This window comes from Pseudomonas sp. BJa5, from assembly GCF_030272875.2.
GTDB lineage: Bacteria > Pseudomonadota > Gammaproteobacteria > Pseudomonadales > Pseudomonadaceae > Aquipseudomonas.
Map to the genome: position 1 here is coordinate 86,792 of NZ_JALRNG020000019.1, position 13,203 is coordinate 99,994.

Genomic DNA, 13,203 nt, shown 5'->3' on the forward strand with positions numbered 1-13,203 from the left:
GATAGATTCGAGACAGCGGGCGGCCATGTCCCGGAATGCGGGACAGGCACGTGCAGCGTGAGGAAGGAGGAAGCTAGTCGGGCTTTTTATCGACCCACTTGGGCAAGACCGGTGCCTCGAAGCTGTCCATGGCATCGAGCAGCTCATCGGGCGCATCGGCCAGTTTCAGCATGGCGCGGTGCTGGGGGCGCACGAAGCCTTCTTCCACAACATGGTCGAGAAAGCTGCCCAGCTTGCTGTAGAAACCGTTGACGTCGAGCAGGCCCAGGGGTTTGGCGTGATAGCCCAACTGGCCCCAGGTCCAGACTTCGAACAGCTCTTCCAGGGTGCCCAGGCCGCCAGGCAGGGCAACGAAGGCATCGCTCAGTTCGGCCATGCGCGCCTTGCGGGCGTGCATGCCGTCGACCACTTCCAGGCGGGTCAGGCCACTGTGGCCGACCTCGGCGTCCATCAGGGCCTGGGGGATGATGCCGACTACTTCGCCGCCAGCGGCCATGGCCGCATCGGCGACGATGCCCATGAGGCCGACCGCGCCACCGCCGTAGACCAAGGTCAGGCCTCGGCTGGCGATAGCCTGGCCGAGGGCAATGGCTGCCTCCCGGTAGGCCGGATTGACGCCGGTGCTGGCGCCACAGAACACACAAACGGAACGTACTGGCATTGCTTCTCTCCGGTTACAAGCGCGGACAGGGTAAGGCGCATGCCGGTCACTTCCAAGGCCGGATTCACTCCGGACGCGAGAATTCGCAGCTGGCGCCGGCACTGCCACAGGCATAGGCGGCCAGGAGGCTGTTCATCAAGCTACCAAGGGACATAGTCATTGCTCCTAAATGAGAGGTTGTCTCATCGTCCCGGAATAGCGCATGATGTGCACTTTGATTGTATGTATACAATCTATAGAACAATTCAACTGTCTGGTCCCAGGCCTACCTCGTTGATGCATATCAGGGAGGCACCAAGCGGATTCAGGCAGCATGCGAACTGATAAAACCCCTGCCAAGGAGATTCACGATGTTTGCCAAAGTTGTCGCAGTATCCTTGCTGACCCTCGCCAGCACCCAGGTTTTCGCTGCCGAGTGCAAGGTCACGGTCGATTCCACCGACCAGATGTCCTTCAACACCAAGGCCATTGAAATCGACAAGAGCTGCAAGACCTTCACCGTCGAGCTGACTCACTCCGGCAACCTGCCGAAGAACGTCATGGGCCACAACCTGGTGATCAGCAAGGAAGCGGACATGCAGCCGATCGCCACCGACGGCCTGAGCGCTGGCATCGACAAGGACTACCTGAAGGAAGGCGACGCGCGCGTCATCGCTCACACCAAGGTGATCGGTGCCAAGGAGACGGGTTCGCTGACCATTGATGTGTCCAAGCTCAAGGCGGACGAGAAGTACGGTTTCTTCTGCTCGTTCCCAGGCCACATCTCGATGATGAAAGGCACCGTTACCCTGAAGTAAGGGTTGCTTGCTGATCGCGGGGCAAGCCCGCTCCTACCGGTCGTGTAGGAGCGGGCTTGCCCCGCGATGCTTTTATGGCGCGAACGGCATCTCGCGCTTGTGCTGGGTCTTGCGGTAGGTGCCGCTGATAATGTCGAACGCTTCCTGGCTCACCGGTTCGCCGTGCAGGAAGGCATCGATTTCCTTGTAGGTCACCCCGTGGGAGGCCTCGTCCGGCTTGCCCGGCGCCAGGTCTTCCAGGTCCGCGGTCGGCACTTTCTCCACCAGTGATTCCGGCGCACCGAAGCTGCGGGCGATGGCCCGTACCTGGTTCTTCACCAGGCCGCTGAGCGGCGCCAGGTCGCAGGAACCGTCACCGAACTTGGTAAAGAAGCCCATCACCGCCTCGGCGGCATGGTCGGTGCCGATCACCAGGCCCTGGCGAGCGCCGGCGATGGTGTACTGGGCGACCATGCGCATGCGCGCCTTGGTGTTGCCGACCACGAAGTCGACCATGGCCGGCGAGCCGTTCTCCAGTGCCTTGACCTCGACAGCCAGGGCGCGCACGGCCGGGGCGATGTCGACGGTGTGGACCTCGTCGGCCTTGATCACTTCCAGGCAGGCCTGGGCATCGTGTTCGTCCTGCTGCACCTGGTAGGGCAGGCGCACGGCAATGAAGCAGTACTGGGCATCGCCGGTTTCGCTGCGCAGTTCATTGATCGCCCGCTGCGCCAGCAGGGCCGCAGTCAGCGAGTCGACGCCACCGCTGATGCCGAGCACCAACGTCTTGAGCCGCGCATTGTTCAGGCAGGTCTTGATGAAGGCCACGCGCCGGGCCACTTCGGCCTCGAGTGCGGCGTGGTCGGCAAACGGCGGCTGGACCTTGAGCGCTTGCGCGATCTCTCGCTGGACAGCTTGCATGAATTACTCCTTGGGCACTTTGAACACGTGGCGCAGGTAGGCGACGAAGTTCTCGTCGCGGCATTGGGTCTTGGCCGCCTCGTCGGAAATCTTGGCGACAGGCTGGCCGTTGCAGTCGGTCATTTTAAGCACGATGCTCATCGGCGCCACCCCGGGAATGTCACAGGTCAGGTTGGTGCCGATGCCGAAGCTGACATTGATGCGACCGCGCAGGGCACGGAAGATCTCCAGCGACCGGGTCAGGTTCAGGCCGTCGGAGAACACCAGGGTCTTGGTCATCGGGTCGATCCCCAGCGTGCGGTAGTGGGCGATGGCTTTTTCCGCCCACTGCACCGGGTCGCCGGAGTCGTGGCGCAGGCCGTCGAACAGCTTGGCGAAGTACAGGTCGAAATCGCCGAGGAAGGCGTCCATGGTGATGCAGTCGGTCAGGGCGATGCCGAGCAGGCCCCGGTATTCCCGAACCCAGCAGTCGAGTGCGGCGATCTGGCTGTCGATCAGCCGCGGGCCCAGTTGCTGGTGGGCCATGATCCATTCGTGGGCCATGGTCCCCAACGGCTTGATATCCAGTTTCCGTGCCAGGTGCACGTTGCTGGTGCCGACGAAGCGTGCCGGGAAATCCTCCTTGAGCACCCGTACCACTTCTTCCTGGACCTTGTAGGAGAAGCGCCGACGGGTGCCGAAGTCCGCCACCTGCAGTTCGGCCAGTTCATCGCTGCTGGCGTGGGCCTGCAGCCAGTCGAACTTGCGATGCAGTTGGTCACGGGCCTCGACCAGCTTGACCTGTGGATAACGATGGCGGTTGCGCACTTCGCTGATGATCGCCAGCAGGGGCACCTCGAAGAGGATCACGTGCAGCCAGGGGCCGCGCAGGCGCAGGTACAGCTGGTCGTGCTCGATGCCCAGTTGCAGGTAACGCAGGTTGAAGCGGAACAAGCCCAGAAAGCGCAGGAAATCCGGCTTCAGGAAGCTGATCTGCTCCAGGAAACCCAACTGGCCATTGCCCAGGCTCAATTCGCACAGTCGTTCGATCTGTTCGCGGATCTGCCCCAGGTATGGGCGCAGGTCTTCACCATTGCGGCAGCGAAACTCCCACTCGACGTCGACGTTGGGGTAGTTGTGCAGCACGGCCTGCATCATGGTCAGCTTGTAGAAATCGGTGTCGAGCAGGTTTTGCACGATGCGATCGGCGAAAGCGCTTTCGCTCATAGGGACTCCATGGAGGCGCGCGCCCTCAACCGGCGGGACGGCGCGCAGACCTCGCCATTGTGCCAGCCTTTTTCCACAGGTGGGCGGGCAGGGGCCGGGTACATCGGTAGCAGGCTATGGGTAACAGCACTTTTCCGGTTCAGCCCCCAGCCCGGAATGGTGCCCGCTGTAGCAGTCGCGCACCATGGATGTGCAGTTCGGTTACGCATCCTGTTACAGGCTGGTTGCACGTAAACACTTGCAGGGGTTGCAATGATGGCACTTAAGGGTTGCCCGAATTTCATGAATCGGGTGGCGCTTTCCTTGTTGCAGACGGTTGCACAGCCAATAAAAAAAGGACGCGGCCCAAGCCCCGGCAACTTCTTCACGCGTTTTTCCAGAATAAAAATCCAATGGCACGGCCCTTGCTCAGAGCAATTGCTGAAAGTTGTAGTGCCAACCAAAAAAAGAACTCCAAGGAGCACCACCTCATGTCGCAGACGTTTTACAGGAAAGGCTTTCTGTCCCTCGCCGTAGCAGCGGCGCTGGGCGTTTCTTCGTATGTTCAGGCCGACATCAAGTTCGGCGTAGCAGGCCCGATGACCGGTGCCAACGCAGCGTTTGGCGAGCAGTACATGAAAGGTGCACAGGCGGCGGCCGACAAGATCAACGCCGCGGGCGGGGTCAACGGCGAGAAGATCGTCCTGGTCAAGGGCGACGACGCCTGCGAGCCGAAGCAGGCCGTGGCCGTGGCCAACCGCCTGGTCGACCAGGACAAGGTCGCCGGTGTGGTCGGGCACTTCTGCTCGTCCAACACCATTCCGGCCTCCGAGGTGTATGACGAAGCCGGCATCATCGCCATCACCCCGGGTTCGACCAACCCACAGGTTACCGAACGCGGCCTGAGCGCCATGTTCCGCATGTGCGGGCGTGACGACCAGCAGGGCATCGTCGCCGGCAACTACATCGTCGACGTGCTCAAGGGCAAGAAGGTCGTGGTCCTGCACGACAAGGACACCTACGGCCAAGGCCTGGCGGATGCCACCAAGGCCCAGCTGGAAAAACGCGGCGTGAAGCCGGTGCTGTACGAAGGCCTGACCCGTGGCGAGAAGGACTTCAGCGCCGTGGTCACCAAGATCCGTGCCGCTGGCGCCGACGTGGTCTACTTCGGTGGCCTGCATCCGGAAGCCGGTCCCCTGGTTCGCCAACTGCGCGAGCAGGGCCTCAAGGACGTCGCCTTCATGTCCGACGACGGTATCGTCACCGACGAACTGGTGGCCACTGCCGGTGGCGCGCAGTACACCAACGGCGTGTACATGACCTTCGGCGCCGACCCGCGCCTGCTGCCAGACAGCAAGGCGGTGGTGGAAGAGTTCCGCAAGAACGGCACCGAACCTGAAGGTTATACCCTGTATGCCTACGCTTCGGTCCAGGCCCTGGCCGCCGCCTTCAACGGCGCCAAGTCGAACAAGGGCGAGGACGCGGCCAAGTGGCTCAAGGCCAACCCGGTGCAAACCGTGATGGGCGAGAAGAAGTGGGACGGCAAGGGTGACCTCACCGTTTCCGACTACGTGGTCTACCAGTGGGATGCAAACGGCAAGTACCACCAACTGGAAAAACAAAAATAACAACGGTAACCGACCCGGGCCTGCGCCCGGGTCGCTACCCGGTTCAACGCCGTACCTGTCTTTTCTCGTAGATCTGCACAACCTCGCGCTGCGAGGGCCGCTTCATCCGGGGCTCACCGTGGTCGGCGCTTGTGCAATCTCAAATACGTGAGATTGCGTTATGGATGGTATTTTTCTGCAGCAACTGGTCAACGGGCTGACCCTGGGGTCTGTCTATGGCCTGATCGCCATCGGCTACACAATGGTCTATGGCATTATCGGCATGATCAACTTCGCGCACGGCGAGGTGTATATGATCTCCGCTTACCTGGCGGCGATCAGTCTGGCATTGCTGGCGTACTTCGGTATCGAATCCTTCCCGCTGTTGATGCTCGGGACGCTGATCTTCACCATCGTGGTCACGGGCGTCTATGGCTGGACCATCGAACGCATCGCCTACAAACCCCTGCGCAACTCCACCCGCCTGGCACCACTGATCAGTGCCATCGGTATTTCGCTGATCCTGCAGAACTACGCGCAGATCAGCCAGGGTGCACGCCAGCAAGGTGTACCGACCCTGCTCGAAGGCGCCTGGCGCCTGGAAGTGGGCACCGGTTTCGTCCAGCTGACCTACACCAAGATCTTCATCCTGGTCGCCGCCTTCGTCGGCATGGCCGCGCTGACCTACATCATCAAGTTCACCAAGCTGGGACGCATGTGCCGCGCCACCCAGCAGGATCGCAAGATGGCCTCGATCCTGGGCATCAACACTGACCGGGTGATCTCCTACGTATTCGTCATCGGCGCCGTGATGGCCGCCCTGGCGGGTGTGCTGATCACCATGAACTACGGCACCTTCGACTTCTATGCCGGCTTCATCATCGGCATCAAGGCCTTTACCGCGGCGGTACTGGGAGGCATCGGCTCGCTGCCGGGGGCCATGCTCGGCGGCATCATCCTCGGTATTTCCGAGTCGCTGTTCTCCGGGTTGATCAACTCCGACTACAAAGACGTGTTCAGTTTCTCCCTGCTGGTGATGATCCTGATCTTCCGTCCCCAAGGCCTGCTGGGTCGCCCACTCGTGGCGAAGGTGTAAGTATGTCTGCTGCCAAACACACTTCATTCGATATCAAGCGCAGCCTGATCGACGCGATTCTCGCCGGGCTGATTTCCCTGATCGTCTTCGGGCCCATCGTCGGCGTGGTGCTCGACGGCTACAGCTTCAACATGGAACCGACCCGCGTGGCCTGGCTGGTGGCCGGCGTCATGGCCGGACGCTTCCTGCTCAGCCTGTTCCTGCAGACCAACAAGGGCCAGTCGATCCTGCAAGGCTTCGAGGGCGGCGGCTCCGGGGTGCATGTACTGGCACCGGACTACAAGTCGCGGCTGCGCTGGATCATTCCGGCGCTGATCGTGATTGCCGTGGTCTTCCCGTTCTTTGCCAACAAGTACCTGCTGACCGTGGTCATCCTCGGCCTGATCTACGTACTGCTGGGCCTGGGCCTGAACATCGTGGTAGGCCTGGCGGGGCTGCTCGACCTGGGTTACGTGGCGTTCTACGCCATCGGTGCCTATGGCCTGGCCCTGGGCTACCAGTACCTGGGCCTGGGCTTCTGGACCGTGTTGCCATTGGCGGCCCTGGCCGCGGCGTTGGCCGGGTGCATACTGGGTTTCCCGGTGTTGAGGATGCACGGCGACTACCTGGCGATCGTGACCCTGGGCTTCGGTGAAATCATCCGCCTGGTGCTCAACAACTGGTTGTCGTTCACTGGCGGGCCGAACGGCATGCCGGTACCTTCGCCGACCTTCATGGGCCTGGAGTTCGGGCGTCGGGCCAAGGACGGCGGTGTGCCGTTCCATGAGTTCTTCGGCATCGACTACAACCCCAACCTGAAATTCCTGTTCATCTACATCGTGCTGTTCATCGTCGTGCTGGCGGTGCTCTACATCAAGCACCGCCTGACCCGCATGCCGGTCGGCCGGGCCTGGGAAGCACTGCGCGAAGACGAGATCGCCTGCCGTTCCATGGGCCTGAACCACGTGCTGGTCAAGCTCTCGGCGTTCACCATCGGCGCCTCGACCGCGGGCCTGGCCGGGGTGTTCTTCGCCAGCTACCAGGGCTTCGTCAACCCGTCCTCGTTCACCTTCTTCGAGTCGGCGCTGATCCTCGCCATCGTGGTGCTCGGCGGTATGGGCTCGACCGTGGGCGTGGTGATCGCCGCGTTCGTCCTGACCGTGGCCCCGGAGCTGCTGCGCAGCTTCTCCGAGTACCGGGTGCTGCTGTTCGGCGTGCTCATGGTGTTGATGATGATCTGGCGACCGCGTGGTCTGATCCGTATCAGCCGTACCGGTGTAGTCCCTCGTAAAGGAGTAGCGCCATGAACAATGACGTGATTCTCTCGGTCGACAACCTGATGATGCAGTTCGGCGGGATCAAGGCGCTCAGCGATGTCAGCCTCAAGGTCAAGCGCAACTCCATCTTCGCCCTGATCGGCCCCAACGGTGCCGGCAAGACCACGGTCTTCAACTGCCTGACCGGCTTCTACAAGGCCAGTGGCGGCAAGATCGAACTGAACATGCGCGGCACCCGCACCAACGTCATCCAACTGCTCGGTGAGCGCTTCCAGCTGGGCGACTTCATCTCGCCCAAGCGCTTCATCAACCGCATGCACTACAAGATGTTCGGCGGTACCCACCTGGTCAACCGCGCCGGCCTGGCGCGGACCTTCCAGAACATTCGCCTGTTCCGGGAAATGTCGGTGGTGGAGAACCTGCTGGTGGCCCAGCACATGTGGGTCAACCGCAACCTGCTGGCGGGCGTGCTCAATACCAAGGCCTATCGCAAGGCGGAGAGCGATGCCCTGGACCACGCCTTCTACTGGCTTGAAGTGGTCGACCTGGTCGATTGCGCCAACCGCCTGGCCGGCGAGCTGTCCTACGGCCAGCAGCGTCGCCTGGAGATCGCCCGGGCCATGTGCACGCGGCCGCAGATCATCTGCCTGGACGAACCGGCAGCCGGCCTCAACCCGCAGGAAACCGAAGCCCTGAGCAAGATGATCCGGGTGCTGCGTGACGAACACGACATCACCGTGGTGCTGATCGAACACGACATGGGCATGGTCATGAGCATCTCCGACCACATCGTCGTGCTCGACCACGGCAACGTGATCGCCGAAGGCGCACCACAGGACATTCGCCACAACCCGACGGTGATCGCCGCCTACCTGGGTGCCGATGAAGAGGAGCTGGTATGACTGCACCCATTCTCGAACTCAAGGAACTGGACGTCTTCTACGGGCCGATCCAGGCCCTGAAGAAAGTCTCGATGCACATCAACGAAGGCGAGACGGTCAGCCTGATCGGCTCCAACGGGGCGGGCAAGTCGACCCTGCTGATGTCGATCTTCGGCCAGCCGCGGGCGGCGGGCGGGCAGATCGTCTATCGCGGCACCGACATCACCCACAAGTCCTCGCACTACATCGCCTCCAACGGTATCGCCCAGTCGCCGGAAGGCCGCCGGGTGTTCCCGGACATGTCGGTGGAAGAGAACCTGATGATGGGCACCATCCCCATCGGCGACAAATACGCCAGCGAAGACATGCAGCGTATGTTCGAACTCTTCCCGCGGCTCAAGGAGCGACGTAACCAGCGGGCCATGACCATGTCCGGCGGCGAGCAGCAGATGCTCGCCATTGCCCGGGCGCTGATGAGCCGGCCCAAGCTGTTGCTGCTCGACGAGCCTTCGCTGGGGTTGGCGCCGATCGTGGTCAAGCAGATCTTCGCCACCCTGCGCGAGCTGGCCAAGACCGGCATGACCATCTTCCTGGTCGAGCAGAACGCCAACCATGCGCTCAAGCTCTCGGACCGCGCCTATGTGATGGTCAACGGGCAGATCCGGATGAGCGGCACCGGTCAGGAGCTGCTGGCCAACGACGATGTGCGTAACGCCTACCTGGGCGGGCACTGACTGTAGTGGTTGAAAACGCCCCGCCTTGCGGGGCGTTTTTTTTGTCCACAGTTTTGTGGAAAACCTTAGGCGCACTATCTTTTTACTGCGACACAAAGTCGCTGCAACTGGTTGTTTCCCCACGTTTTAGAGTTGTCCACCATTGATGTGGAAGCGGCTGTGGGTAACTTGGTGGCACCTTGCCGGATGCCTTGATTTACGTGGCCTGCAGGCGCGTGGTTGTTTTTTGATCAAAGGTTCCCACAAGATTTTTACCGGCGGATGTCAAGTTTTTTATCAGCAGTGAAATCACTGGATATTTCCCCGAACAGCCTGTGGATAAGTCTGTGGGCAAGCGTGGGAAAGAACGCTGCAGCCAGCGTCCACAAGGGCGTTGCGCCATCATTGGAAATAACCTGCCGCCAAGCCCGGGCGGTTTGAGGTCAAATGGCAGGCAGGCGGTCAAGGAAAATACTTGCTGACGTGTGAGTCAGGTCGGCTTTGGGGTCGGGGAAATTGCCCCCATTCTTTGTGCAAGAGCCTGTGGATAAGGTCAGGAAAGATTGCTCCAGCCCATATGAATCAAGGTGTTGGCGCTATTGGTCGTTTTTTGTACAGCATCTGGGCGCTTGCTGGCGGCGTTGCCGGCGGGCATGCTGCTCCTCCGTGATAACGAACCTGCAAGGAGTAACCCATGACCTCCACCGTTTTCATCACCGGCGCGACTTCTGGCTTCGGTGAAGCCTGTGCCCGTCGATTCGCCGAAGCCGGCTGGTCGCTGGTGTTGACCGGTCGCCGTCGGGAGCGCCTGGATGCGCTGTGCGAAGAGCTGTCGAAAAAAACCGAAGTCCATGGCCTGGTGCTGGACGTGCGTGACCGCAAGGCCATGGAGGCGGCGATTGCCAACCTGCCGCCATCCTTCGCCAAGCTGCGCGGGCTGATCAACAACGCAGGCCTGGCCCTGGGTGCGGACCCTGCGCCCAAGTGCGACCTGGATGACTGGGAAACCATGGTCGACACCAACATCAAGGGCCTGATGTACAGCACCCGCCTGCTGTTGCCCCGCTTGATCGCCCACGGGCGTGGCGCGACCATCCTCAACGTCGGTTCGGTGGCGGGTAACTACCCGTACCCGGGCAGCCATGTGTACGGCGGCACCAAGGCCTTTGTCGGCCAGTTCTCCCTGAGCCTGCGTTGTGACCTGCAGGGCACGGGCGTGCGGGTCAGCAACATCGAGCCGGGGCTGTGCGAGAGCGAGTTTTCCCTGGTGCGCTTCGGCGGTGACCAGGCGCGCTACGACGCCACCTATGCCGGCGCCGAGCCGATCCAGCCGCAGGATATCGCCGAGACCATCTTCTGGATTCTCAACCAGCCGGCGCACATCAACATCAACAGCATTGAGCTGATGCCGGTGAGCCAGGCCTGGGCCGGGTTCTCGATCGATCGTTCGAGTAAGGCCTGAAGGCCTCATCGCGGGGCAAGCCCGCTCCTACTGTAGGAGCGGGCCTGCCCCGCGATGGTCATTGCCCATCCAGTCGGCTCAGGTAGGTCTCTTTACTGCTGAGCACCCCCAAGTCCTGTAGCACATCGTTGAGTGCGTCGTGCCGCCCGAGATCGTGCGGGGTCGCCTTGCCGTCCAGAAGCCGGCGCAGACTCGACAGGAAGTCCAACTTGCCCAGGGCAATATCATCGGAGGTCGACTTCTTGTCGATGATGCTCTGGGCTGCCGCATTGATCCGGGCCTCGAGTGCATCCTTGAGTGCTTCCTGGTTCATGGCTTCTCTCCGCAGGTAAGGGAGGCTTGAAGCTAGCAGTCCGTCGCTATCGACGAAACTGACAAAAATGCCAGGTCAAACCTGGCGCTGTAATCCATCCAGGCAAGTCGCCAGGTGATACGGTGTGGTCGACGGCATATCGCTGCGGCTGACCACACCACTGGCATCCCGGCATTCGTGCCAGCCATCGGCATGCAGGAAGTGCTGTTGCAGGGCGCGTAGCTGGGTGAGGACCTTGCCGGCATTGTCGCTACGCAAGGCCAGGGCACGCAGGTACTCGGCCTGGGCCCAGATGCGCTGGGTGGCATCCTTGACCGTGCCATCGGCGTCGAGCATGGCCAGCACGGCCGTACCTTTCACGCCATAGCGCTCGGCATGGCCGAAAGCCCGCTCAAGTGAGGCGTGCAGCGCGCTACCGCGCAGCAGGTCACTGGTATCGAGGAGGAAGAACCACTCGAACTGATGGCCGGGCTCGAACCAGTTATCCACAGCACCGCGCGGCTTCTCCAGCACCACACCGTGTTGCTCATCGACAAAGTGCGCCTGCATGGCCTCGGCCAGTGTCACCAGGGCGGCCTGCACCTGGGCGTCGTCACGCACCGCCAGGGTGCCGAGGAAGGCTTCGGCCAGGTGCATCAGCGGGTTCTGCAGCGGGCCGCTGCCAAGGTCCGACCAGTCTTCGCCGAGGCTGGCTTCATAGAGGCCGTCATCCCGGGCGAATTGCTCACTGACCACGCTCAGCGCGGCGTTGAGGGTCGACTCGACCAACTGTTCGCGCACCCGGCCCCAGTAGTGGGCACAGGCAAAAATGATGAAGGCGTGGGTGTAGAGGTCCTTGCGTCGGTCCAGGGGCTTGCCCTCGGCATCGATGCTGTAGAACCAGCCGCCATGCTCGGCGTCGTGGAAGTGTCGCTGCAACGAACGGAACAGCGCTGCCGCACGTTCGCTGGCGCCGGGTTGTCCGATGCGGCTGCTGAACAGGTACAGCTGGCGGGCGCAGGCCATGGCCCGGTAGCGCTGCACCGGCAGGGGCTGCGCCTGTGCGTCCAGGGCCTCGTAGGGCAGGGCCATGTCGGCATTCCAGCCCGGGCCCAGCCACAGCGGCACGATGCGCTGGTCAAAGTGCGCCTGGACCTCGGCGAGCAGGGCGGGCAGTTCAGGCTGGGCGGTACGGAGGTCGGGCATGGAAAGAAGTCGTCGCGATCAGTGCGTTTGCGCGCATGGTAGCAGGAATCGGCGCGATTCCTGTAGGAGCGGGCTTGCCCCGCGATGCGGTGTAACTGATAGATCGCAATCGCGAGACAAGTCGGGTCGCCGCACCGCCGCTCCTACAGAGTGCCCAGGCCTTGCCAGTGCTTGGCCCCGACAAAGATGAAGCGCAACTGCTGGGTGATCTTGTCCTGGGCGCTGAGCACATGTGCGGCGCCGTCGCCAGGCTCGTCGATCAGTTCCGGCAGGGTCGCGAACACGGTCTTCACCACCAGGTCGGCAATGACCTCCAGCGCGGCGCCATCGAGATGCTGCCAGCGCGGCATGAGTGCAAGGTCGGTGGCCAGGTCCGAGCTGATGCCCTGGCGCAGGGTGGCGATCGCCTGGCGTACCGGCTGCGAGCCACCGTACTGCTCACGGGCCAAAAACAGGAATTGCGGGCGATTGGCCGTGACCACATCGAGAAAGATACGTACCGAGGCATCGGTGATGCCGCCCAGTTCGAGCTCATTGTGCCGCACCAGGCGGATGGTCTGGCGGAAGGTTTCGCCCACCTCGTTGACCAGGGCCAGGCCGAGCTGGTCCATATCGGTGAAGTGACGGTAGAAACCGGTCGGCACGATGCCGGCGCTGCGGGCCACTTCGCGCAGGCTGATACTGCCGAAGCCTCGACCGCTTTCCATCAGGTGGCGGGCGGCATCCAGCAGGGCTTGGCGGGTTTGTTGCTTTTGTTCGGCGCGCGGCAGCATGGCGGGTATCGGCAGGCAGTGAAACAGCCCTGCACTCTAATAGCCTATGGCCGGAAAAACAAAGCCCGGTCAGTGGACCGGGCTGGGAGGGGAGCTGTTACAGCGCTGGTATCTCTTGTTGTCTGGCATAGGCTTCAGCTCGCACGTTGGTTCTTCTCGATCAGACGGTCAGAACCACCTTCTGCGACCTGGAAGCGAGCTTTCAGACGGTCAGAGCCACCTTCGGCTACACGGTTGCGTTCCAGCAGACGGTCAGAGCCACCTTCGGCTACACGGTTGCGTTCCAGCAGACGGTCAGAGCCACCTTCGGCGACGCGGTTGCGTTCCAGCAGACGGTCGGAGCCACCTTCGGCGACGCGGTTGCGTTCCAGCAG

Annotated in this window: 13 protein-coding genes and 1 pseudogene; 7 read left to right on the forward strand and 7 right to left on the reverse strand. The window is 62.0% G+C overall.

Features of this window, described 5'->3' with window-relative positions:
- Nucleotides 1-73: 73 nt before the first annotated feature.
- Entirely contained in the window at nucleotides 74-661 is a 588-nt protein-coding gene (locus M2D63_RS13230) for a TIGR00730 family Rossman fold protein (RefSeq protein WP_285863370.1), read from the reverse strand.
- Between the two features lie 350 nt (nucleotides 662-1,011).
- Between M2D63_RS13230 and azu the strand changes: the two genes are divergently transcribed.
- Nucleotides 1,012-1,458 (forward strand): azurin, encoded by a 447-nt coding sequence (gene azu, locus M2D63_RS13235; RefSeq protein WP_285863371.1) that lies wholly within the window; start codon nucleotides 1,012-1,014, stop codon nucleotides 1,456-1,458.
- A gap of 72 nt (nucleotides 1,459-1,530) precedes the next feature.
- On the opposite strand, the gene nadE is transcribed toward azu, so the two are convergent.
- Both nadE and pncB read right to left on the reverse strand, forming a co-directional pair.
- Nucleotides 1,531-2,358, reverse strand: a complete 828-nt coding sequence (nadE, locus tag M2D63_RS13240) for an ammonia-dependent NAD(+) synthetase (protein ID WP_285863372.1) — start codon at nucleotides 2,356-2,358, stop codon at nucleotides 1,531-1,533.
- A gap of 3 nt (nucleotides 2,359-2,361) precedes the next feature.
- The gene (pncB, locus tag M2D63_RS13245; RefSeq protein ID WP_285863373.1) at nucleotides 2,362-3,564 is read right to left on the reverse strand and encodes a nicotinate phosphoribosyltransferase; all 1,203 of its coding nucleotides are present in this window, start codon (nucleotides 3,562-3,564) and stop codon (nucleotides 2,362-2,364) included.
- A 470-nt stretch (nucleotides 3,565-4,034) separates the two neighbouring features.
- Between pncB and M2D63_RS13250 the strand changes: the two genes are divergently transcribed.
- The 6 genes from M2D63_RS13250 to M2D63_RS13275 all read left to right on the forward strand — a co-directional run bounded on the left by M2D63_RS13250 (nucleotide 4,035) and on the right by M2D63_RS13275 (nucleotide 10,558).
- Entirely contained in the window at nucleotides 4,035-5,171 is a 1,137-nt protein-coding gene (locus M2D63_RS13250; protein ID WP_285863374.1) for a branched-chain amino acid ABC transporter substrate-binding protein, read from the forward strand.
- 160 nt (nucleotides 5,172-5,331) lie between these two features.
- Complete coding sequence (locus M2D63_RS13255; RefSeq protein ID WP_285863375.1) at nucleotides 5,332-6,246, forward strand: ABC transporter permease subunit; 915 nt, start codon at nucleotides 5,332-5,334, stop codon at nucleotides 6,244-6,246.
- Nucleotides 6,247-6,248: 2 nt separating this feature from the next.
- The gene (gene livM, locus M2D63_RS13260) at nucleotides 6,249-7,532 is read left to right on the forward strand and encodes a high-affinity branched-chain amino acid ABC transporter permease LivM (protein WP_285863376.1); all 1,284 of its coding nucleotides are present in this window, start codon (nucleotides 6,249-6,251) and stop codon (nucleotides 7,530-7,532) included.
- Nucleotides 7,529-8,404, forward strand: a complete 876-nt coding sequence (locus M2D63_RS13265; protein ID WP_285863377.1) for an ABC transporter ATP-binding protein — start codon at nucleotides 7,529-7,531, stop codon at nucleotides 8,402-8,404. The genes livM and M2D63_RS13265 overlap by 4 nt, the downstream gene beginning before the upstream one ends.
- The gene (locus M2D63_RS13270) at nucleotides 8,401-9,117 is read left to right on the forward strand and encodes an ABC transporter ATP-binding protein (RefSeq protein WP_285863378.1); all 717 of its coding nucleotides are present in this window, start codon (nucleotides 8,401-8,403) and stop codon (nucleotides 9,115-9,117) included. The genes M2D63_RS13265 and M2D63_RS13270 overlap by 4 nt, the downstream gene beginning before the upstream one ends.
- Nucleotides 9,118-9,790: 673 nt before the next feature.
- Entirely contained in the window at nucleotides 9,791-10,558 is a 768-nt protein-coding gene (locus M2D63_RS13275; protein ID WP_285863379.1) for an SDR family oxidoreductase, read from the forward strand.
- Nucleotides 10,559-10,616: 58 nt separating this feature from the next.
- Here M2D63_RS13275 and M2D63_RS13280 read toward each other — a convergent pair whose 3' ends face one another.
- The 4 genes and pseudogenes from M2D63_RS13280 to M2D63_RS13295 form a co-directional block, all read right to left on the reverse strand.
- Nucleotides 10,617-10,871: a hypothetical protein gene (locus tag M2D63_RS13280; RefSeq protein ID WP_285863380.1), complete on the reverse strand. Its 255-nt coding sequence runs from the start codon at nucleotides 10,869-10,871 to the stop codon at nucleotides 10,617-10,619.
- 75 nt (nucleotides 10,872-10,946) lie between these two features.
- A complete protein-coding gene (locus M2D63_RS13285) occupies nucleotides 10,947-12,056 on the reverse strand; it encodes an AGE family epimerase/isomerase (RefSeq protein WP_285863381.1) in 1,110 nt (369 codons plus the stop codon).
- Nucleotides 12,057-12,199: 143 nt separating this feature from the next.
- Nucleotides 12,200-12,829, reverse strand: coding sequence for a TetR family transcriptional regulator (locus M2D63_RS13290; protein ID WP_285863382.1), 630 nt, complete (start codon nucleotides 12,827-12,829; stop codon nucleotides 12,200-12,202).
- Between the two features lie 134 nt (nucleotides 12,830-12,963).
- Nucleotides 12,964-13,203 (reverse strand): annotated as a pseudogene (locus tag M2D63_RS13295) (hypothetical protein); the annotation flags it as partial.

Excerpts from the sequence above, each read along its gene's own strand:
- nadE (WP_285863372.1), bottom strand. The coding sequence starts at position 2,358 with ATGCAAGCTGTCCAGCGAGAGATCGCGCAAGCGCTCAAGGTCCAGCCG.
- M2D63_RS13230 (WP_285863370.1), bottom strand. The coding sequence starts at position 661 with ATGCCAGTACGTTCCGTTTGTGTGTTCTGTGGCGCCAGCACCGGCGTC.
- M2D63_RS13290 (WP_285863382.1), bottom strand. The coding sequence starts at position 12,829 with ATGCTGCCGCGCGCCGAACAAAAGCAACAAACCCGCCAAGCCCTGCTG.
- M2D63_RS13280 (WP_285863380.1), bottom strand. The coding sequence starts at position 10,871 with ATGAACCAGGAAGCACTCAAGGATGCACTCGAGGCCCGGATCAATGCG.
- azu (WP_285863371.1), top strand. The coding sequence starts at position 1,012 with ATGTTTGCCAAAGTTGTCGCAGTATCCTTGCTGACCCTCGCCAGCACC.
- M2D63_RS13270 (WP_285863378.1), top strand. The coding sequence starts at position 8,401 with ATGACTGCACCCATTCTCGAACTCAAGGAACTGGACGTCTTCTACGGG.
- livM (WP_285863376.1), top strand. The coding sequence starts at position 6,249 with ATGTCTGCTGCCAAACACACTTCATTCGATATCAAGCGCAGCCTGATC.
- M2D63_RS13275 (WP_285863379.1), top strand. The coding sequence starts at position 9,791 with ATGACCTCCACCGTTTTCATCACCGGCGCGACTTCTGGCTTCGGTGAA.
- M2D63_RS13255 (WP_285863375.1), top strand. The coding sequence starts at position 5,332 with ATGGATGGTATTTTTCTGCAGCAACTGGTCAACGGGCTGACCCTGGGG.
- pncB (WP_285863373.1), bottom strand. The coding sequence starts at position 3,564 with ATGAGCGAAAGCGCTTTCGCCGATCGCATCGTGCAAAACCTGCTCGAC.
- M2D63_RS13285 (WP_285863381.1), bottom strand. The coding sequence starts at position 12,056 with ATGCCCGACCTCCGTACCGCCCAGCCTGAACTGCCCGCCCTGCTCGCC.
- M2D63_RS13265 (WP_285863377.1), top strand. The coding sequence starts at position 7,529 with ATGAACAATGACGTGATTCTCTCGGTCGACAACCTGATGATGCAGTTC.
- M2D63_RS13250 (WP_285863374.1), top strand. The coding sequence starts at position 4,035 with ATGTCGCAGACGTTTTACAGGAAAGGCTTTCTGTCCCTCGCCGTAGCA.